We start from the raw sequence: 18,750 nt of genomic DNA, 5'->3' as shown, positions 1-18,750 counted from the left end.
AGAGTGTTGGTATTAGGCAACACTCTTAGTAATATATGAGACTTTTTTAAATAGAAATAGAGACAGGGATAGATATTTTATTTTTTATCTCTTGATAAACTGGGATGTTTATATTTTCTGCAACTTCCAATGTAACTACTAAAGAATATTGTATTGGTAGTTTAATCACATCCGCATCATTCTTACAGATCACTTTTATATTTAATGAATCGTCATCCGCAAAAGGCATAGCTTGACTTCCAACAAAAACTTCATGTTGAATAGTTCCTTTTCTTACAGCATGCCAGTCTGCATTATCTCTGGAAACACCTATTATCTCATTAGTCGCTTCAAAATATAAACTTGCCACTCTATATTTTTGAGTGGTTGATTTTATTGGAGAAAACCAAGCGAGAGTAATTGTTAATCTTCTATTTTCCATCTTTGATGATAGTGATTGAGGTAAAGGCAATTTGAATAAATGAACTTCATCTGGCATCAATTCACCGAAACCTATTACAGTTGCTCGCTGCTCCGTGCATTGTTTTACTTTATTAATATCAGGTAATCCATATCCAATCCATTTTGTAATGATCTTCTTAATTTCTGTATTTGAATATATATCATTAAGCATATTTCTTAAATTTTCTCCTATATTATCCCATGAACATCCATGAATTAACATTGATTTTATCATGATAGGAATATATCGAGAATATTGGTGAGACTGTAATAAACCGTCATTTATATTATATAAAACGTCAATAATACTTGCGGCATTACGACTCATTAATGCAGTAGCATTGCTGGTTCCTCTTGTAAAGTTAACCTTATCTCGTTCTGGACTTGGTGCTGCTACTTTTTGTCCCGGAGGTGTATTTAAGAAACTAAATTCTATAGGAGTAGGATTATTGTCTAACATTGGTTCTTTTATAAAAATTCTTCCACCATAAAAAACTGCATCAGGCTTAATGGAGTTTCTATAACCATTACCAAATCCTGAAAAAAGACTTGGCAATAACTTTAATGTTGGATTTAATCGTCTATCATATGGTTGCAACGGTGAAATGTCAAAATGAGCAGAACCTATTGATAAATTGTTTATACTTTCAGATGGTGATAATAGTTTTCTATTGCGTATATCAGAAATTATTTTTTTATATATGCGCTTTTCTTTTTCATCAGAGGAGAGCACTTTGAAGTCTCTATATAATTCTTCTAATTCTAATGGTTCTATATGATTACCTGTACTTATAATAAAGAGAACTCCATATTTATAACTCAACCAATCAAGCAATTTTGCTAGAGGACTAATAGAGCCGTAGAATAGACACGCAGGATCGCCTATCGAAAAGTTGATAACTTTAATCGATTTAAGAGCTTTAGCATCCGATTCTCCTTCAAATATTCTTTTTACAGCCCTATGTATTAAATCAACAATCAAAACATCATCTGGCACATTCTCAACTTTTTTATTGAAATAGTCTTTCAATTTCATAATTGGTCTAACATATAATGGAGTATTTAATGGTGATTCTAAATTGTTTAAATCTCCATGAATAATAAGAGAGCTCATTGCTGTTCCATGTAACCGATATTGGCTTTCATAGTCATCTTGAAAAGAATCAGGATCATCAATGATTAATCTATCATCTAGTAAAGTATGATTACTCATAGGCATACCATCAAGTAGAGCTATAACAGGCTCTGCCAAAGATGGTAAAGGTTGCTCTCTTTGTACTTGCTCAAAATTATTTGTATCACCATTTTCTTCTATTACAATTTGTCCAGAAGGGCGGAAAAACATAATATTATCACATCTAACAAGTTCTGTATCATGAGTTTCTATTATCGTTCTTATCTCATTTGCTGGTAATTGCACTAATAGAGAATGATATGATATTTCGGATATATGACAGGAACTGATAATTTGCCCATTTAGATTCGAAATTAGAAGACGGATATTAGCTTCTGTTCTTTCTCTTTTTAAAGGAGAAGAACTATACCATAATTGAATTTCTATGTTTATTTTGTCTGGGTTCTCATTTAATGATTCTATCCAATAGCCAATTGTATTTGACTCTAGCAGTCTATCTTGTACTCCCCATCTCCTTATATCTTTAAGTTGTTGGAAAACATATTTAAACTTAGTAAAGCCTCTTTCAAATTGTACTTTAGGATTATTCTTGTATCTATTCCATAATGAAATTAATTCAGATAAAGCCCTCTGGTTGGACATTATAAGAAATAATCTGCCTGATAAAAGATTTTGAGGATTATCGATTTGATAAAAATCTTGATCTGGTTGAATAGAATCAATTTCTATTTCACCTAACCATTCCATTCCGTCGACTTTTTTAACAGCACTGACGAAATTATCTATTGTTCCTATTGTTTCAAACACCAATACTTGCTCCGGATCAATTCCTTCTGCACTCTGTTGAATATTGGTATATTGTTCATTAAATACTCTTTGAAGTTCTGCCAATTTAGGAGATAGTCTCTGATCCTGCCTATTTATGTTTGGGTATGATATAGTTTTAGGCGGAAATTTACGCTTCTCTCTTTCTAAGCGTTCTGGACGTGGAAATATTAACAAAGGATGATCAGCCATAATATTCTTTTATTTAATAGTTTCGCTTTTAGAATTTCTCATATCCCATTGTTTAAGTTCTTCTGTAACAATGTTCTTTATATTAGAATTAGGAAGATTTAGTACGTGTTTCCTTAGAATAGACATCCCAAATTCTTCAATTTCTGCAAAATTACTTCCTAATAGTTTTTTGGCTATGGTTTCTTCAGCCAAGCCAAAACTAATTTTGTGTTTATTCTGAAAGTGAGCTAACCAAGTGCAAATATTAACACGGGTCGGCATTGGCAGATTCAACCTTATTTGAAATCTTCTCCAAACGGCTCTATCAAGTAATTCAGGATGATTTGTAGCTCCAATAATTGTAACATAACTTGGTAAATTATCTATTTGCAGTAAGAGAGAACTTACAACTCTTTTTATTTCACCTGTTTCATGAGTATCGCCACGCTCTTTCCCTAAAGTCTCGAATTCATCCAGAAATAACACACATTTTCGTGTACTTACATAATCTATCATTTTTTTTAATCGAAGAGCAGTCTCTCCTAAATATGCTCCGATTATATTTTCATATTTAACTACATACATGGGAACCATTAAAGATTCAGCTATTGCTTCAGCTAAAGATGTTTTACCATTACCAGGAGAACCAACTAATAAAATGCGATTCCTAGGTTCTAAACCATATGAACGCAATAGATCTACTCTATATTGCTCTTGTATAAATTGTTCACAAATAGATATAATATCTTTAGGTAAAACTAAATCCGTAATTTTTTTCTGCGGAGAAATTTCATTTAGTAAGCTCTCCGCATTAGCTTCAACTTGACCTTTCGGAATATTTCCTAAAACATTAGCCGTAAAATCATTTTGAGTTTTATTCAATTCTGATTCTAACTTATTCGCTAATATTGTATGCTGCTTATTTCTTTCTTCTACAATAACTGCTTCCGCTATTTTTCTTATCATAGGCTTATTGCCCGCTATTGCATATTTTATTAAATCCACTAGCAAATCTGCTCTTGCCATAATATTCTTTTATTTAGTCTTATTTAAAAGTTCTCTTATATCAACATCTAAGACGAGTGCAATTTGATAAAGTGTCTCAATAGATGGCTGATTTTCATTTGTACACCAACGTGATACCGTTGCTTCATTTTTGCTCAAAGTTTCAGCAAGCCATTTATTTGTTTTCTTTTTATCCACTAACACTGTTTTTATTCTATTTAGCTGAATGCCCATTAGTTTGAATTTTGATGTTATTTGCAAATATAATGATAAATAATGATATTATCAGTTAGAATGGCAATTTTTTTATTCTTTATTACCTTGAATTAAATGCTTCAAATTAGGGTCGTTCTTTATCCGTTCCATTTCGTCCATGACAATCTGCTGGACTTCTTGCTTGACCCGGTTGTAATTCGCCTGTATTTCTTCCTGCATCCGGTCGTTCCCGTCCTCGTCCCTGAAATCTATGATTTGGGGTAGCTTCTTATATTGGGCTGTTTCCCGTTTCACCTTATTATTATCTACCACAATTTCGCAATGGAATATTTTCTGCTCTATCCTTTCATCGAAATTGTCACTGACCGCACCCACAAACATACCCTGTGTTAAGTTGGATATTTTACTGGGTGGTATCAAGCTATCCATCTGCGTACTGATTGAGGTTGATTTGTCATTCCGGTTGATAGTCATGCTTTGGCGTTTCTGCAAGACCTTTCCGAAACGGTCTGAAAGCGTTTTTGCCGTTTCAGAAACCACCTGACCAGAAAAGATATTACCCACAGTATTTTCGATAACTTTGCTTTCCTTGTCCCCATAATCCCGGCGTAACTGGCTGAAATCCTGAAAGCCCAAACAGACCGCCACTTTGTTGCTTCGTGCCGTTGCTATCAAGTTATCCAGTCCCCGAAAATAGATGGTCGGTAACTCGTCAATAATTACAGAACTTTTCAGTTGATGCTTCTTGTTTATCAGCTTCACGATACGGGAATTATACAATCCCAAAGCACAGGAATAGATATTCTGACGGTCGGGATTATTGCCTACTACCAAAATCTTAGGTTCTTCCGGGTTATTTATATCCAGTGAAAAATCATCCCCTGTCATTACCCAATATAAAGCCGGGCTTATCATGCGGGAAAGAGGAATTTTAGCGGATGCAAGCTGCCCCTGCAACTGGTCTTGCGCATTCGATTCCCATGCGTCCATGAACGGTGAAAGGTAGTTTTCCAGTTCGGGATAACTGGTTAAAATCGTAAATGTATCGGAGTATTTCTTATTCAGGAACTCGATGGCGTGTGGGAATGTACAATACTTTCCACCCTGATAGATTTTCAAAAACCAAATGATAGAAGCCAACAGGATAATAGGACTTTCTACAAAGAAGTCCCCTTGCTTGGTTATCCAACTGCGGTTTAAATTTAACATGATGGTATAACTGGCTTCGTATGCGTCCGATATGTCCGTCATAAACGCCGGATTTATCGGGTTGCATCGGTGACTTTTACGTGGGTCGTCAAAGTTAATCATGTAGAATTTAGGCTTTACCTTATACCCATCTAAATGGTTGATTAGGTGATTATATGCTATCTCCGAAAGGTCGGGAAATTTGTAGTCATAAATATAAACAGCAAAGCCTTTTTCGATTTGCTGTTTTATGTAATTATTGACTATTGCATACGATTTTCCCGAACCGGGTGTGCCTAAAACCATGCTTGCCCTGAACGGGTTTACAATGTTTATCCACCCGTCATTCCATTTCTTTTTATAGTAGAACCGGGTAGGTAGATTGATAGAATATTCGTTTTCTATTAATCGTGTTTCCTGTGCGAAACTTTCGTTCTCCAAATTAAACACATCATCCATCAGGTTATTTTTCAACAGGCGGGAAATCCATACTCCGGCAGCCAACAGGGAAAGATACCCGGCTGTCATGGCAAAGATATACAATGCCGTGTTTGCCGCCAGTGGTAACGGTAAAACCAATAACCACCAGTTCAGGAAGAACAGGATAAAACCGATTGTCAGGAATACATAAATCTTGTTCCATGTGATTTTTTCCTCTTTCACTCCCTTTGTTCCCAAACAGGAAAGCGCAAGGAATACCACTGAAAAAAGTTTGGTATATAGGATATTGGAGAACAGCCCGGCGGTACGCTGGAAGTTCAACAGTATTTTATCGACTACCCCGATATTGATACCCCACTCCCTGAACGACTGGTAACAAAACCAATAAATGTTTATCACTACAAATAAAATACTGATTGCCCGCATAAAGTCCATGACCTTTGCAAGTCCCCTTAAATCATCTTCATTCTGCATAATTGAAATTTTTATAGTTATTAAATACGTCTTTGTTTCTTCTTCTTTTTCTTCTTGGGTGGTGGAATTTGGCTGTTGTCGGGTGGTGTATCGTCCCCACCGGATAACAGACTGAATAGTCCCGCAATGGCTTTACCTGTATTTTCAAGATGTCCGGTCGGGTTATATTCCGGTTTTTGTTCCTGCGTTTCCTGTTTACTGTTTCCCGTCAAAGTACGGGAGCCGGAAAACAGGTCATTGAACACATTGGCGGAAAAGTCTTTTCCCAACCGTGAACCGTTCAGGACGGTACGGTTTTCGTGGTCGATGAATGTTACACCGTATATCCTGCCTGTATCGTTCTGCCGGAAAAGAACATCTATACCTTTCTTTTTCAGTTCTTGTTCCAGTTCCTTACGATTATGGGCGGATTTCATCACTGCGCCGACTGTCCGGCGGGTACGCTCTTTCAGGTTCTTGTCCTGAATGTCCTTTGTGGATTTCTTGATGTGTCGCTGAATGGCTTCGTAACCTACCGACTTACCCAAAGAAGAAGATTTGAACGGGTTTCCCTGCTTTTCTCCCTTGTCATTGGTCGCCGAATAGACAATGCCGTTATAGGGTTTACCGTTCACTTCCCCTTTCACTTCTTCCGCCTGTACATTATATATAGATAGCAACGCTTTGTATTCCGTGAAACTTTGGAAACGGTAGCTGCTGGCAAGGGCTTTCACCGTATTGGATAACTGGTGCTTTACGTCCCCTGCCCGGTAATCCACCTTTTTAAGTTCGGGGCGGTCGGCTGCCTGTTTCTTCTCTGCCGGATGCAGCCCGTACTTCTGTTCCAGTTCACGGGTGATTTGTTTGCTGCGGATATGCTCGAACTTGTCGTTTATCTTTTTGCCCGTATCATCCACCCGGATGGAAACGATATGTATATGATGCCTTGCAATATCTTCGTGCTTATACACCATATACGGCTGGTTGCCGTACCCCAACTTATCCATATACTCTTTGGCAATATCCGCCAACTGGCTGTCGGAAAGTACATCGTCCGGGTGCGGGTTCAGGGAGATATGAATAATTGGCTTTTCCGTTTTCAGGTCTGCGGGCAGGTGCATATCGAAACATTCCATACAACGCCGGATGCTGAAATTTCCGTCCTCACTTTCAAACATACGGTTACTTAAAAGTACCTTTCCCTGTTCTTCGTCCACCTTGTTTTGATTGTAAGAAAGCGCACCGAACAGGGAACTGCCTACGCTTATCTTTGCAACCATCTTGTTTCAAACTCACGGGTCAGTTCAATAATTTGGCGGTTCAGGTCGGCAAGTTCCATCGTTGCCTTTTCCAGTTTATAGAGAAATGCGAGTGCTTTCTTCTCGGAGAAATTGGTATTGAGAGCCTTTACCACCTGATTATAATTCACGGCTATACCCCTGTACTGGGAATATAAAGCGGTCAGCCGGGTATAATATTCTACCGCCGCCTTGTCGATTTTAATCACTTTGAACGGTTCGCCGAAGATACGGGCGGTGATAAAATGCGCTTTCGTGCGCATACCGGACTGGTCGAACAACGCCAAAAAGCGGGCGTGGTCTATCGCATTGAAGCTGATAGAGTACCTGAACACTGCCGGGTCTGCTTTGGGTTTTCGTCCTGCGCCACCCGGACGGGGCGCATTTTCATTTTTCTGTTTCATGCTACATTTCTTTAAAGGGTTACGACTTCGGAGTGACCCTATTCCGGCTTCGTCCGGGCAAGGCGTTCAAAGCTGCTGAAAGAATTTCAAGCTGCTTAGAACACACCTTGCTATTTGCCAGTGCAAATAAAAATCCGCCTACGGACGGATTGGAGTTAGCGGAGATTGGAACGCTCCCGACACCGGGGGCTTGGTTAGCTTGACCGATACCTTTCGGTTGCAAAGTAACAGGTATTAAAAATGCTGTGAAATAGCGGGTTATAGGACAAATGAGGACAAACGGGGACATTTGAGGACACATCTCGAAAGGGGTTGTTTTTCTACGTTTATTTGTCCCGGATTTCAAGAAAGAAAGCAATATGGATAGATGGATAGATGTAACGGAAAGCGGACGGAAAGAAAGCGGTTTTGAAAACTTGAAAACAAGATTTCAAGATTGCAATCTTTCAAGAAAGCAGGAAAGCAAACCGGATGGAATGATTGAAAGAAAACTGTCATTCAATCGGGAAAGCAAACTTTCTGCAAAGAAAACAAGCTGTCTTTGCAGAAAGATAACAAGAAACAAGGAAAGAGAAAAAGAAGTCATTCCGGCTTTCGAGCTTTCAACATGGAACGAAAGAAAACCATCCGTCAATCTGTACGGATGGAATGAAATAAAGATGTATCACAAAAAAGAATTATTACAATGAAGAAAGAAACCTTGTATGTGGCTTTCTCCACCCAAAAGGGCGGGGTCGGCAAAACAACATTCACCGTTTTGGTAGCAAGTTATCTGTATTATCTCAAAGGGTATAACGTGGCGGTCGTGGATTGCGATTACCCGCAGCACAGTATCAGTGCCATGCGCAAACGGGATGCCGAACAGGTGAACGGTGACGATTATTACAAACAGCTTGCTTTCAGCCAGTTCAAAACACTGGGAAAGAAAGCGTACCCGGTGTTGTGTAGTTCACCGGACGAAGCGATAAAAACGGCGGATGAATTTCTTGCGTCTGCCGGGTCGGATTATGATGTGGTCTTTTTCGACCTGCCCGGAACGGTGAACAGTGAGGGTGTTATCAATTCGCTTTCAGGGGTGGACTACATTTTCACTCCCATAGCCGCCGACCGGGTGGTATTGGAAAGCAGCCTTTCCTTTGCGGTAGCTATCAACAAACTGCTGGTAAAGAATGAAGCGTGCCGACTGAAAGGGCTGCACCTGTTTTGGAACATGGTAGATGGACGGGAAAAAACAGACCTGTACACCCTGTATGAACAGACCATCGGGGAACTGGAACTACCCCTTATGAAAGTATTTATCCCGGACACCAAAAGGTTTAAAAAAGAACTGGACGCACAGCGTAAAACCGTGTTCCGTTCTACGCTGTTCCCGGCGGACAAACGGCTGGTAAAGGGCAGCAACATGGAAGAACTGATAACTGAAATCGCATACCTTATTAAATTGTAACGATATGGCAAAGCAAAGCGGCGGGAAACCGCAAATTGACGAGGATTTTATGAAAGAGATTATTTCACAGGGTTTGCCCGTGAAAAAACAGGAAACACCATCGGTAACAGTAGAAACACCGGATAAGCCGGAAACTGTGAATAAGGAAGAAATCAAGGCAGAACCAAAGGAAGAAAAGGCGGTGAAAGAACCTGCCCGCCGGAAAAAGAACACTCCGGGCGACTACCGGGAAATCTATTTCGGGCGGGTGGACTTGACCGACCGACAACCGTTATATGTCAGCCGTACCACACACGAAAAGCTAATGAAGATAGTAACCGTTATCGGCGGACGCAAGGCAACCGTGAGCAGCTATGTAGAAAATATCCTGCTCCGGCATTTCGACCAGTTTCAGGACGAGATAAACGAACTGTACGAAAGCAAATTTGAAAAGCCGTTCTGATATGTTGAAATGGTTTATTATCGGAACACTCCTGTATTACGCCGTTCTCTTATGGCGATACAGGGATAGCTTGGGAACATGGTTCACGGGTGGAAAAAAGCAGCCGGAGCAGCCCAAAAGCAAACCGACCGTGAAAGCCGGAAACGGTGATTGTCTTGTAGGTGCAAGCCGTTACCGGATGGGACAAATGAGGACAAACGGGGACATCTTAGGACACCTTTCAAAAGGGGTTGATAATGCTTCTATATTTGTCCCGCAAAGCGATGAAACGGTAACTGAAACACCTGCTGCGCAAGCGATTGATACTGAATTTGAAATGGAATTTGAAGCGGAAGAAACGGACGTTTTGCCGAATGAAATCGAAGCGGAAGAAATCGCCTGCTACATGGGTGACGGTGAGCCGGAAATGGCACAGGGTATCACGCTGGGTGAGCTGGGGCAAATGGTTCAGGTCATTCAGATAAAACAAGCGTCCGACACAGAGGAACGGCAAGCCGTTCAAACCATCTGCCGGACGGAAACAAACCTGTTTCATTCGCTGGTGGAGCAGATAAACGGGGGCAGGTCACGGGTGGCGGAACTTTTACAAAAGCATGAGATACCCGTGCCCGCCACCGTCCCGGTTGCCGGAAGTAATGAAATGGCAGATTTTGACATGAACGATTTTCTTTAATGGTAAACTTTAAATAATAAGATGATGAAACAAAGAGATTACGGTTAGGACAAACCTTTGCATCAACGGGGAATACTCCCCGCAACCACAAAAATTCAATTATTAATCACTTCGTCGGGCGGACTATCCAACCGTCCGGCAATTTAAAAATCAATGTATTTATAATGAAAAAGAAAGTTCTCTTTTCGGCAGTCGCTCTATTGGCTGCATCCGCCACGTTCGCACAGGGCAACGGCATGGCGGGTATTACAGAAGCTACCAACATGGTAACGAGCTATTTCGACCCGGCAACAAAGTTAATTTACGCCATCGGTGCAGTGGTTGGGCTTATCGGGGGCGTAAAAGTGTACGGAAAATTCTCTTCGGGCGACCCTGACACCAGTAAAACGGCGGCTTCTTGGTTTGGTGCTTGTATCTTTTTGATTGTCGCTGCCACTATCCTACGTTCATTCTTCCTCTAAAGAAATGGACTATGGCAGACTATCCGATTAACAGGGGGATAGGCAAGCCAGTTGAGTTTAAAGGGTTGAAAAGTCAATATCTTTTCATTTTTGCGGGCGGGCTGTTAGCCCTGTTCGTGCTTTTCATCATCATGTACATGGTAGGCATTAACCAGTGGGTGTGTATCATCTTCGGCGTTACTTCGGCAACGCTGCTTGTATGGCTCACATTCCGGTTAAATGAAAAGTACGGGACACACGGGTTAATGAAATTGTCCGCACGCAAAAGCCACCCTTTCCATATCATCAACCGAAAAGCCATATCCCGATTATTCCATTTAAAACAAGCATCGAAATGAGAAATATATTAAAAGCTACTACGCTGGAAAACAAGTTTCCACTGTTCACGGTGGAAAACGGCTGTATCGTTTCCAAAGATGCCGACATAACGGTGGCGTTCCGGGTGGAACTGCCCGAACTGTTCACCGTCACGGCAGCCGAATACGAAGCGATACATTCCGCTTGGAACAAGGCGGTAAAGGTGCTGCCTGATTACAGCATCGTACACAAACAGGACTGGTTCATCAAAGAAAACTATGCGCCTGACATCCAAAAGGCTGATTTGAGTTTCCTTTCCCGTTCCTTTGAACGGCATTTCAATGAACGACCGTTCTTAAATCATACCTGCTACCTGTTCCTGACGAAAACGACAAAGGAACGCAGCCGGATGCAGAGTAATTTTTCCACCCTTTGCCGGGGCTTCCTTGTCCCCAAAGAGATAAAGGACAAGGAAACGGTTACAAAGTTCCTCGAAGCGGTGGGGCAGTTTGAAAGCATTATGAACGATAGCGGTTTCATTACCCTTACCCGCCTGAACTCGGACGAAATCACCGGAACAAGGGAAACGGCGGGTATCGTGGAGAAATACTTTTCACTCTCGCAAACGTACACCACCACATTGAAAGATATTTCACTGGGTGCTGACGAAATGAAGATTGGCGACAATATCCTTTGCCTGCATACCCTTTCGGATGCGGAAGATATGCCGGGCAAGGTGGGAACTGATACCCGCTATGAAAAGCTATCCACCGACCGGAGCGATTGCAGGTTATCTTTTGCTTCTCCGGTGGGCGTGTTGCTTTCCTGTAACCATATATATAACCAGTACATCTTCATTGACGACCATACAGAGAACCTGAAACAGTTTGAAAAGATGGCTCGCAATATGCACTCCCTTTCCAAATACAGCCGTGCCAATCAAATAAATAAGTCTTGGATTGAGGAATATTTGAATGAAGCACATTCACAGGGGCTTATCTCCGTGCGATGTCATTGTAATATCATGGCTTGGAGTGACGACCGGGACGAATTAAAGCACATTAAAAATGATGTGGGATCACAGCTCGCACTTATGGAGTGCAAGCCACGCCATAACACCACCGACACGCCGACCCTGTTTTGGGCGGGAATACCCGGCAATCAGGCGGATTTCCCGGCGGAAGAAAGTTTCTATACATTCATCGAACAGGCTCTTTGCCTGTTCACCGAAGAAACGAACTACAAAAGTTCGCTTTCCCCCTTTGGTATCAAGATGGTGGATAGGGTCACGGGAAAGCCGTTGCACATTGATATTTCAGACCTGCCCATGAAAAAAGGTATCATTACCAATCGCAACAAGTTTATACTTGGGCCGAGTGGTAGCGGTAAATCATTTTTCACCAATCACATGGTGCGCCAATATTACGAACAAAATGCGCACGTCCTGCTGGTTGATACCGGAAACAGTTATTTAGGTCTATGTGAAATGATAAATAGGAAAACGCACGGGGAAGATGGGATTTACTTTACCTATACCACTGAAAACCCGATAGCGTTTAATCCTTTCTATGTGGAAGATGGGGTATTCGATATTGAAAAGAAAGAGAGTATCAAAACGCTTATCCTGACCCTGTGGAAAAGGGACGATGAAGCACCCACACGGGCGGAAGAAGTGGCTTTATCAAACGCCGTAAGTTCCTATATCGAACTGATTACTAAGGATAGTTCGGTTACTCCCTGCTTCAATACGTTCTACGAGTATGTGAAAACCGATTACCGGGAACACCTGCAAGAAAAGAACGTCCGGGAAAAGGATTTCGATATAGACAATTTCCTGAATGTATTAGAACCTTACTACAAAGGGGGTGAATATGATTACCTGCTGAACTCCGACAAGGAGCTTGATTTGCTACATAAACGCTTCATTGTCTTTGAGTTGGATAATATCAAAGACCACAAAATTTTATTCCCGATTACTACGATTATCATCATGGAAGTATTTATTTCCAAAATGCGTAAACTAAAGGGTATCAGGAAATTAATATTGATAGAAGAAGCGTGGAAAGCGATTGCATCGGCGAACATGGCGGACTATATTAAGTACCTCTATAAAACAGTTAGAAAGTATTTCGGCGAAGCGATTGTAGTTACGCAAGAGGTCGAAGATATTATTTCCTCGCCCATTGTAAAAGAGAGTATTATAAACAATTCTGATTGTAAGATACTGCTCGACCAAAGGAAATACCTTAATAAATTCGATAGCATACAGAACCTTTTGGGACTGACCGATAAAGAGCGTTCACAGGTGCTTTCCATCAACCTTGCCAATCATCCGGGTAGAAAATACAAGGAAGTTTGGATAGGCTTAGGCGGTACACAGTCAGCCGTATATGCCACAGAAGTGAGTTTGGAAGAATATTTTACATACACCACCGAAGAAACGGAAAAGATGGAACTATTCGCCTTGTCCGAAAAGTTGGGCGGTAATCTCGAACTTGCTATCAAACGGCTTGCTTTCAGCAAGCGCAATCCCGAAAAATAATCAATTAACAATTTAAAAATCATTCAGTATGAAACATTTAAAATTCCTGTTTCCGGTGCTGTTATGCACTTTGTTATTGGGGCTTTCTTCCTGTAAGGAAACAAACACCGACCGTCTTAGGGCGATGTGTGGTGACTGGGAAAGCGTGAAAAAACGTCCTGCGTTCTCTCTCTTTGAGGAAAACGGGCATTACCGGGTAACGACCTATCGAAAGACCTACCGGGGAACTATCCAAACGGAAACCTATCAGATTTCAGAACAAGACGGAAACCTGTTCATCGAAACGGGGTTGTCCGTCCTGCTGACTTATGACAAAGAGAATGACCGGATTCTGCTTTCACCCGGCGGAGAATACAAACGGAGTAACCAACCAATAAAGAAGTAAGCGTATGAAAACAAAGATTATAATGCTGCTCGTAGTATGCAGCCTGTTTGCCGGAAAGGTAAACGCACAGTGGGTGGTGAGTGACCCCGGCAATTTGGCACAAGGGATTATCAATGCGTCAAAGAACATCATTCAGACTTCTTCGACCGCACAGAATATGATAAAGAATTTTCAGGAAACGGTAAAGATTTATCAACAGGGTAAGGAATACTACGACATGCTTAAATCAGTGCATAACCTTGTCAAAGATGCCCGGAAAGTACAAAAGTCTATCCTGCTTATCGGTGAGATTTCCGACATCTACGTGAACAGTTTTCAGAAGATGCTTTCGGATGAAAACTATACGCCGGACGAACTTTCAGCCATCGCCTACGGATATACCCAACTGTTGCAGGAAAGTTCCGATGTGCTGGAAGAAATGAAAAGCGTGGTGAACATCAACGGGCTTTCCATGTCGGATAAAGAACGGATGGACGTTATCGACCGGACGTATAACTCCATCAGGAACTACCGGGATTTGGTGAGTTACTATACCCGCAAGAATATTTCCGTTTCCTACCTGCGGGCGAAAAAGAAAAAGGACACCGACCGGGTAATGGCTCTTTATGGTTCGGCGGATGAACGTTACTGGTAACTTCAAATAAATCAAAGATATGTTATTAGCAATCGAATTTGATAATCTGCATCAGATTTTACGAAGTCTGTACACGGATATGATGCCACTTTGCGCAAACATGGCGGGGGTAGCCAAAGGAATAGCGGGACTGGGGGCTTTGTTTTATGTGGCTGCCAAAGTATGGCAGTCGCTCGCCAGTGCCGAACCGATAGACGTTTACCCTTTGCTCCGTCCTTTTGTGATTGGTTTCTGTATTATGTTCTTTCCCACATTCGTACTGGGTACGATTAACAGCGTGATGTCGCCAGTAGTCAAGGGGTGTAACAATATGCTCGAAACGCAAACTTTCGATATGAACGCCTACCGGGAACAAAAGGACAAACTGGAATATGAAGCGATGGTGCGCAATCCGGAAACGGCTTACCTTGTTTCGGATGAAGCATTTGATAAACAGATTGACGAATTGGGATGGTCTGCCAAAGATATTGCCACAATGGGCGGTATGTACATGGATAGGGCAGCCCACAATATCAAGCAATCCGTCCGGGATTGGTTCAGGGAATTGTTGGAACTGCTTTTTCAATCGGCAGCCCTTGTGATAGATACTATCCGAACCTTTTTCTTGATTGTCCTTTCCATACTGGGTCCGATAGCCTTTGCCATCAGTGTATATGATGGCTTTCAGGCGACACTGACCCAATGGATAACAAGGTACATTTCCGTTTACCTGTGGCTGCCCGTTTCAGACCTGTTCAGTTCCATTCTTGCCCGAATACAGGTGCTTATGTTGCAAAAGGATATTCAGGAGCTATCAGACCCCAATTTCGTACCCGATAGCAGCAATTCAGTTTATATAATATTTATGATAATCGGTATCATCGGTTACTTCACCATCCCCACCGTATCGAACTGGATTATTCAGGCGGGCGGAATGGGTAACATGAGCCGGAATATAAACAGTGCAGCTAACAAAACGGGTAGCGGAGTGGGTGCAGTAGCCGGAGCAGCAACCGGAAACGCTGGCGGCAGGGTCGGCGGTAAATTAATCAAAAGTAACCAATAATTAAAAATCAAGATGGAATTTAAAAGTTTAAAGAACATTGAAACCAGTTTCAAACAGATACGGCTTTTCGGGATTGTGTTTGTCGTTATGTGTACCCTGATAACGGGTTATGCCGTTTGGAACTCCTACACGTTTGCCGAAGCGCAACGGCAGAAGATTTATGTGCTGGACGGTGGCAAGTCGTTGATGCTTGCGCTTTCGCAAGACCTGACACAAAACCGTCCGGTCGAAGCAAGGGAACACGTAAAGCGTTTTCACGAACTGTTTTTCACATTGTCACCGGATAAGAACGCTATCGAAAGCAATATCAAACGGTCGCTGTTCCTCGCCGATAAGAGCGCATTTAACTATTACCGTGACCTCTCGGAAAAGGGATATTACAACCGTATCATTTCGGGCAATATCAGCCAGACCATACAGATAGACAGCGTTTCTTGCAATTTCGATGTGTACCCGTATGCGGTGGCTACCTATGCCCGCCAAATGATTATCCGTGAAAGCAGCGTGACGGAAAGAAGCCTTGTCACCCGTTGCCGGTTATTGAACGCTGTGCGCTCGGATAATAACCCGCACGGCTTTATGATGGAAAGTTTCGAGATAACGGAAAACAAGGACTTGAACACCATAAAGCGGTAAGCCATGATACGGAAAATTCTCTCTCCGGTGAATCAGGCAATTACCCATGTGCAGGACTGGGCGGATGAAAAACTCCGCCACCTGTGCGGGCGCATGACACCGGAAATAAGGCTGGCAGTCATACTGCTTATGCTTCTGTTCTTCGGCGGGCTATCCATCTACTTTACGGTATCATCCATTTACCGGATAGGAAAAGAGGATGGCGAAACCATACGGATAGAACACATCAGGCAGTTGCAGTTACAAAGTAAAGACAGTACGAACATTTTTAATCAGTCAGACAATGGAAGAAAAAGAAGTGAAGAATGAAGTTCCCGCACCGGAAACGGACAGGAAGAAAGAACCTGAAAAACAGGTAAAGGAAAAAAAAGAACTGACCCCGCAGCAGATACAGCAGCGAAAGAAGATGCTGGTTTACCCGCTTATGGGACTGGTTTTCTTGGGGTCTATGTACCTGATTTTCGCACCGTCCGATAAGGACGAAGCAAAGGTGGAAAACGTGGGCGGATTTAATGCCGATATTCCGCAACCCAAAGGGGACGGGATAATCAGCGATAAAAAGACCGCCTACGAACAGGAGCAAATGGAGAACAAACAGGCGGACAAAATGCGCTCCTTACAGGATTTTGCCTTTTCGCTTGGAGAGGAAAACGGGAACGGGGAAGAAATGACCCTGATAGATGATGCTCCGGCGGAAAAACCGAAAACCAATGTAATAGACTTCGGGGCGGGTGCGCCTAACAATAGCCCTTCCTCTATCCAATCTTCGGCGGCAGCTTACCGGGACATGAACCGACAGTTAGGCAGTTTCTACGAAACGCCGAAAGAGGACAAGGAAAAAGAGGAACTGAAACGTCAGGTGAAAGAACTCACAGCCCGGCTCGATGCGAAAGAAAACGGTGCGGGCGGCATGGATGAACAGGTGGCTCTTATGGAAAAATCCTACGAACTGGCGGCAAAATACATGAACGGACAGAACGGGCAAAGCGTACCACCGCAACCGGGACAGATTGCACAGGTCGCACCGTCCGCACCTGTTCAGGGAAGTGGAAATGCCACACCTGTAAAATCGGTATCGGACAGGACGGTTTCAGGATTACAGCAGCCTATGAGCAACGCCGAATTTATCGCCGAATACAGCAAGCCACGCAATTACGGGTTTAATACGGCGGTCGGCAGTGGTTATTCGATGGGGAAAAATACTATCCGGGCGTGTGTGCATAACGACCAAACACTTATGGACGGGCAGACCGTCAAGCTCCGGCTGTTAGAACCACTGCAAGCGGGGAACGTGATTGTCCCGAAAAACAGCCTTGTTTCAGGAAGTGCCAAAGTGCAGGGGGAACGGCTCGACATACTGGTTTCCTCGCTCGAATATGCGGGTAATATCATTCCGGTGGAACTTGCCGTTTACGACAGTGACGGGCAAAAGGGGCTTTCCGTCCCCTCGTCACTGGAACAGGAAGCGGCAAAAGAAGCGATGGCGAATATCGGTGCGGGGCTGGGTACGAGCATTTCCTTTGCGCAAAGTGCCGGGCAGCAGGTCGCAATGGATATTACAAGGGGTTTGATGCAAGGTGGGTCGCAATACCTTGCCAAGAAATTCAGAACGGTAAAAGTCCATCTGAAAGCGAACTATCAGGTAATGCTTTACGCCAAACAACAGTAATTTATTTATCAACCATAAAAATTTCAATCCAAAATGAAAAAGTTAATTATCATGTTTGCCCTGCTTTTGGGCGTGGTTTCAATGAAAGCACAAAGTAATGACTTGTATCAAGGCATTACAAAGAAGCTCCCTTACCGCCAAATGGTGACACCTTACGGTGTACAGGTGACGTTCTCCAAAACAGTACATATCATTTTCCCGTCTGCCGTTAAATACGTGGACTTAGGCAGTAACTACATTATTGCCGGAAAAGCGGACGGGGCGGAAAATGTTGTCAGGGTGAAAGCCACAACAGAGGGCTTTCCCGGTGAAACCAATTTTTCCGTTATCTGTGAGGATGGTAGCTTTTACAGTTTTAATGCAAAGTACGCACATGAACCGGAAATGCTGAACATCGAAATGAAAGACTTCTTGGAGAATGAGGACACAACGGATTTCAGCCATACCCGGATGAACATCTATTTCCGTGAACTGGGTAACGAAAGCCCGCTTTTGGTAAAGCTGATTATGCAGTCCATCTACAAAAACAATGACCGGGAAATAAAGCATTTGGGATGCAAACGGTTCGGAGTGCAGTTCTTGGTAAAGGGCATTTATTCGCATAACGGGCTGTTCTACTTCCACACACAAACAAAGAACAGTTCAAACGTGCCGTTTGATACCGACTTTATCCGTTTCAAGATTGTGGATAAGAAAGTAGCCAAAAGAACGGCTATTCAGGAAACGGTGATTGACCCGGTACGGAGCTATAACGAAATACTGGTTATCGGTGGTAAAAGTACAGTCCGCACCGTGTACACCGTTCCACAGTTCACTATCCCGGATGATAAGATATTAGTTATCGAACTGGTAGAAAAGAACGGGGGCAGACACCAAACTATCCGGGTGGAGAACTCCGACATTGTGGCTGCCAAAGTGATTAATGAACTTAAAATCAAATGA

General features: G+C 42.5%; 21 protein-coding genes. 14 read left to right on the top strand and 7 right to left on the bottom strand.

All coding sequences use genetic code 11. From position 1 onward, the window contains the following. Positions 1-46: 46 nt before the first annotated feature. The 7 genes from BacF7301_RS14045 to BacF7301_RS14015 all read right to left on the bottom strand — a co-directional run bounded on the left by BacF7301_RS14045 (position 47) and on the right by BacF7301_RS14015 (position 7,866). A complete protein-coding gene (locus BacF7301_RS14045; protein ID WP_048693516.1) occupies positions 47-2,593 on the bottom strand; it encodes a S8 family peptidase in 2,547 nt (848 codons plus the stop codon). 9 nt (positions 2,594-2,602) lie between these two features. Then, a complete protein-coding gene (locus BacF7301_RS14040; RefSeq protein WP_048693512.1) occupies positions 2,603-3,598 on the bottom strand; it encodes an AAA family ATPase in 996 nt (331 codons plus the stop codon). A 9-nt stretch (positions 3,599-3,607) separates the two neighbouring features. Next, positions 3,608-3,811, bottom strand: a complete 204-nt coding sequence (locus BacF7301_RS14035) for a helix-turn-helix transcriptional regulator (protein ID WP_004319765.1) — start codon at positions 3,809-3,811, stop codon at positions 3,608-3,610. A gap of 72 nt (positions 3,812-3,883) precedes the next feature. Further along, positions 3,884-5,896: a conjugal transfer protein MobC gene (mobC, locus tag BacF7301_RS14030; protein WP_048693503.1), complete on the bottom strand. Its 2,013-nt coding sequence runs from the start codon at positions 5,894-5,896 to the stop codon at positions 3,884-3,886. Positions 5,897-5,916: 20 nt separating this feature from the next. Beyond that, positions 5,917-7,155 carry a conjugal transfer protein MobB gene (gene mobB / locus BacF7301_RS14025; protein ID WP_048693500.1) on the bottom strand — a complete coding sequence of 413 codons (1,239 nt, stop codon included), beginning with the start codon at positions 7,153-7,155 and terminating at the stop codon, positions 5,917-5,919. Beyond that, on the bottom strand, positions 7,140-7,577 hold the full coding sequence (gene mobA, locus BacF7301_RS14020) for a conjugal transfer protein MobA (protein ID WP_005926230.1): 438 nt from the start codon (positions 7,575-7,577) through the stop codon (positions 7,140-7,142). Before mobA ends, mobB begins: the two co-directional genes overlap by 16 nt. Positions 7,578-7,596: 19 nt before the next feature. Continuing rightward, the gene (locus BacF7301_RS14015) at positions 7,597-7,866 is read right to left on the bottom strand and encodes a hypothetical protein (RefSeq protein WP_245208240.1); all 270 of its coding nucleotides are present in this window, start codon (positions 7,864-7,866) and stop codon (positions 7,597-7,599) included. Between the two features lie 70 nt (positions 7,867-7,936). On the opposite strand from BacF7301_RS14015, the gene BacF7301_RS14010 reads away from it, so the two are divergent. From BacF7301_RS14010 to traN, 14 genes are all read left to right on the top strand, one after another. Then, the gene (locus tag BacF7301_RS14010) at positions 7,937-8,266 is read left to right on the top strand and encodes a hypothetical protein (RefSeq protein ID WP_048693487.1); all 330 of its coding nucleotides are present in this window, start codon (positions 7,937-7,939) and stop codon (positions 8,264-8,266) included. Further along, the gene (locus BacF7301_RS14005) at positions 8,263-9,024 is read left to right on the top strand and encodes a ParA family protein (protein ID WP_048693484.1); all 762 of its coding nucleotides are present in this window, start codon (positions 8,263-8,265) and stop codon (positions 9,022-9,024) included. The genes BacF7301_RS14010 and BacF7301_RS14005 overlap by 4 nt, the downstream gene beginning before the upstream one ends. 4 nt (positions 9,025-9,028) lie before the next feature. Beyond that, positions 9,029-9,466, top strand: a complete 438-nt coding sequence (locus BacF7301_RS14000; RefSeq protein WP_048693481.1) for a DUF3408 domain-containing protein — start codon at positions 9,029-9,031, stop codon at positions 9,464-9,466. A gap of 1 nt (position 9,467) precedes the next feature. Next, on the top strand, positions 9,468-10,139 hold the full coding sequence (locus BacF7301_RS13995; protein WP_167963716.1) for a hypothetical protein: 672 nt from the start codon (positions 9,468-9,470) through the stop codon (positions 10,137-10,139). A gap of 164 nt (positions 10,140-10,303) precedes the next feature. Beyond that, positions 10,304-10,600: a DUF4134 domain-containing protein gene (locus BacF7301_RS13990; protein WP_011107106.1), complete on the top strand. Its 297-nt coding sequence runs from the start codon at positions 10,304-10,306 to the stop codon at positions 10,598-10,600. 11 nt (positions 10,601-10,611) lie between these two features. After that, positions 10,612-10,938: a DUF4133 domain-containing protein gene (locus BacF7301_RS13985; protein WP_032529744.1), complete on the top strand. Its 327-nt coding sequence runs from the start codon at positions 10,612-10,614 to the stop codon at positions 10,936-10,938. Beyond that, a complete protein-coding gene (locus BacF7301_RS13980; protein ID WP_167963714.1) occupies positions 10,935-13,439 on the top strand; it encodes a TraG family conjugative transposon ATPase in 2,505 nt (834 codons plus the stop codon). Before BacF7301_RS13985 ends, BacF7301_RS13980 begins: the two co-directional genes overlap by 4 nt. Positions 13,440-13,467: 28 nt before the next feature. Continuing rightward, complete coding sequence (locus tag BacF7301_RS13975) at positions 13,468-13,824, top strand: DUF3876 domain-containing protein (RefSeq protein ID WP_048693466.1); 357 nt, start codon at positions 13,468-13,470, stop codon at positions 13,822-13,824. Between the two features lie 4 nt (positions 13,825-13,828). Further along, complete coding sequence (locus tag BacF7301_RS13970) at positions 13,829-14,458, top strand: DUF4141 domain-containing protein (protein ID WP_080979785.1); 630 nt, start codon at positions 13,829-13,831, stop codon at positions 14,456-14,458. A 19-nt stretch (positions 14,459-14,477) separates the two neighbouring features. Further along, positions 14,478-15,503, top strand: coding sequence for a conjugative transposon protein TraJ (gene traJ / locus BacF7301_RS13965; RefSeq protein ID WP_048693459.1), 1,026 nt, complete (start codon positions 14,478-14,480; stop codon positions 15,501-15,503). 12 nt (positions 15,504-15,515) lie between these two features. Further along, positions 15,516-16,139, top strand: a complete 624-nt coding sequence (gene traK, locus BacF7301_RS13960) for a conjugative transposon protein TraK (protein ID WP_015532621.1) — start codon at positions 15,516-15,518, stop codon at positions 16,137-16,139. A 3-nt stretch (positions 16,140-16,142) separates the two neighbouring features. Continuing rightward, positions 16,143-16,448: a TraL conjugative transposon family protein gene (locus tag BacF7301_RS13955; protein ID WP_007665549.1), complete on the top strand. Its 306-nt coding sequence runs from the start codon at positions 16,143-16,145 to the stop codon at positions 16,446-16,448. Then, complete coding sequence (gene traM, locus BacF7301_RS13950; RefSeq protein WP_048693449.1) at positions 16,423-17,808, top strand: conjugative transposon protein TraM; 1,386 nt, start codon at positions 16,423-16,425, stop codon at positions 17,806-17,808. Before BacF7301_RS13955 ends, traM begins: the two co-directional genes overlap by 26 nt. 33 nt (positions 17,809-17,841) lie before the next feature. Next, positions 17,842-18,750, top strand: coding sequence for a conjugative transposon protein TraN (traN, locus tag BacF7301_RS13945; protein WP_048693446.1), 909 nt, complete (start codon positions 17,842-17,844; stop codon positions 18,748-18,750).

This window comes from Bacteroides faecium, assembly GCF_012113595.1.
GTDB lineage: Bacteria > Bacteroidota > Bacteroidia > Bacteroidales > Bacteroidaceae > Bacteroides > Bacteroides faecium.
This window is presented reverse-complemented; position numbering and strand designations above follow the sequence as displayed.

What these genes read in the sequence shown, in the direction of transcription:
- traN (WP_048693446.1), top strand. Translation starts at nt 17,842, where the DNA reads ATGAAAAAGTTAATTATCATGTTTGCCCTGCTTTTGGGCGTGGTTTCA.
- BacF7301_RS13980 (WP_167963714.1), top strand. Translation starts at nt 10,935, where the DNA reads ATGAGAAATATATTAAAAGCTACTACGCTGGAAAACAAGTTTCCACTG.
- BacF7301_RS13970 (WP_080979785.1), top strand. Translation starts at nt 13,829, where the DNA reads ATGAAAACAAAGATTATAATGCTGCTCGTAGTATGCAGCCTGTTTGCC.
- traM (WP_048693449.1), top strand. Translation starts at nt 16,423, where the DNA reads ATGGAAGAAAAAGAAGTGAAGAATGAAGTTCCCGCACCGGAAACGGAC.
- traJ (WP_048693459.1), top strand. Translation starts at nt 14,478, where the DNA reads ATGTTATTAGCAATCGAATTTGATAATCTGCATCAGATTTTACGAAGT.
- BacF7301_RS13995 (WP_167963716.1), top strand. Translation starts at nt 9,468, where the DNA reads ATGTTGAAATGGTTTATTATCGGAACACTCCTGTATTACGCCGTTCTC.
- traK (WP_015532621.1), top strand. Translation starts at nt 15,516, where the DNA reads ATGGAATTTAAAAGTTTAAAGAACATTGAAACCAGTTTCAAACAGATA.
- BacF7301_RS13985 (WP_032529744.1), top strand. Translation starts at nt 10,612, where the DNA reads ATGGCAGACTATCCGATTAACAGGGGGATAGGCAAGCCAGTTGAGTTT.
- BacF7301_RS14005 (WP_048693484.1), top strand. Translation starts at nt 8,263, where the DNA reads ATGAAGAAAGAAACCTTGTATGTGGCTTTCTCCACCCAAAAGGGCGGG.
- mobB (WP_048693500.1), bottom strand. Translation starts at nt 7,155, where the DNA reads ATGGTTGCAAAGATAAGCGTAGGCAGTTCCCTGTTCGGTGCGCTTTCT.
- BacF7301_RS13990 (WP_011107106.1), top strand. Translation starts at nt 10,304, where the DNA reads ATGAAAAAGAAAGTTCTCTTTTCGGCAGTCGCTCTATTGGCTGCATCC.
- mobA (WP_005926230.1), bottom strand. Translation starts at nt 7,577, where the DNA reads ATGAAACAGAAAAATGAAAATGCGCCCCGTCCGGGTGGCGCAGGACGA.
- BacF7301_RS13955 (WP_007665549.1), top strand. Translation starts at nt 16,143, where the DNA reads ATGATACGGAAAATTCTCTCTCCGGTGAATCAGGCAATTACCCATGTG.
- BacF7301_RS14000 (WP_048693481.1), top strand. Translation starts at nt 9,029, where the DNA reads ATGGCAAAGCAAAGCGGCGGGAAACCGCAAATTGACGAGGATTTTATG.
- BacF7301_RS14015 (WP_245208240.1), bottom strand. Translation starts at nt 7,866, where the DNA reads ATGTCCCCGTTTGTCCTCATTTGTCCTATAACCCGCTATTTCACAGCA.
- BacF7301_RS14010 (WP_048693487.1), top strand. Translation starts at nt 7,937, where the DNA reads ATGGATAGATGGATAGATGTAACGGAAAGCGGACGGAAAGAAAGCGGT.
- BacF7301_RS14045 (WP_048693516.1), bottom strand. Translation starts at nt 2,593, where the DNA reads ATGGCTGATCATCCTTTGTTAATATTTCCACGTCCAGAACGCTTAGAA.
- BacF7301_RS14040 (WP_048693512.1), bottom strand. Translation starts at nt 3,598, where the DNA reads ATGGCAAGAGCAGATTTGCTAGTGGATTTAATAAAATATGCAATAGCG.
- BacF7301_RS14035 (WP_004319765.1), bottom strand. Translation starts at nt 3,811, where the DNA reads ATGGGCATTCAGCTAAATAGAATAAAAACAGTGTTAGTGGATAAAAAG.
- mobC (WP_048693503.1), bottom strand. Translation starts at nt 5,896, where the DNA reads ATGCAGAATGAAGATGATTTAAGGGGACTTGCAAAGGTCATGGACTTT.
- BacF7301_RS13975 (WP_048693466.1), top strand. Translation starts at nt 13,468, where the DNA reads ATGAAACATTTAAAATTCCTGTTTCCGGTGCTGTTATGCACTTTGTTA.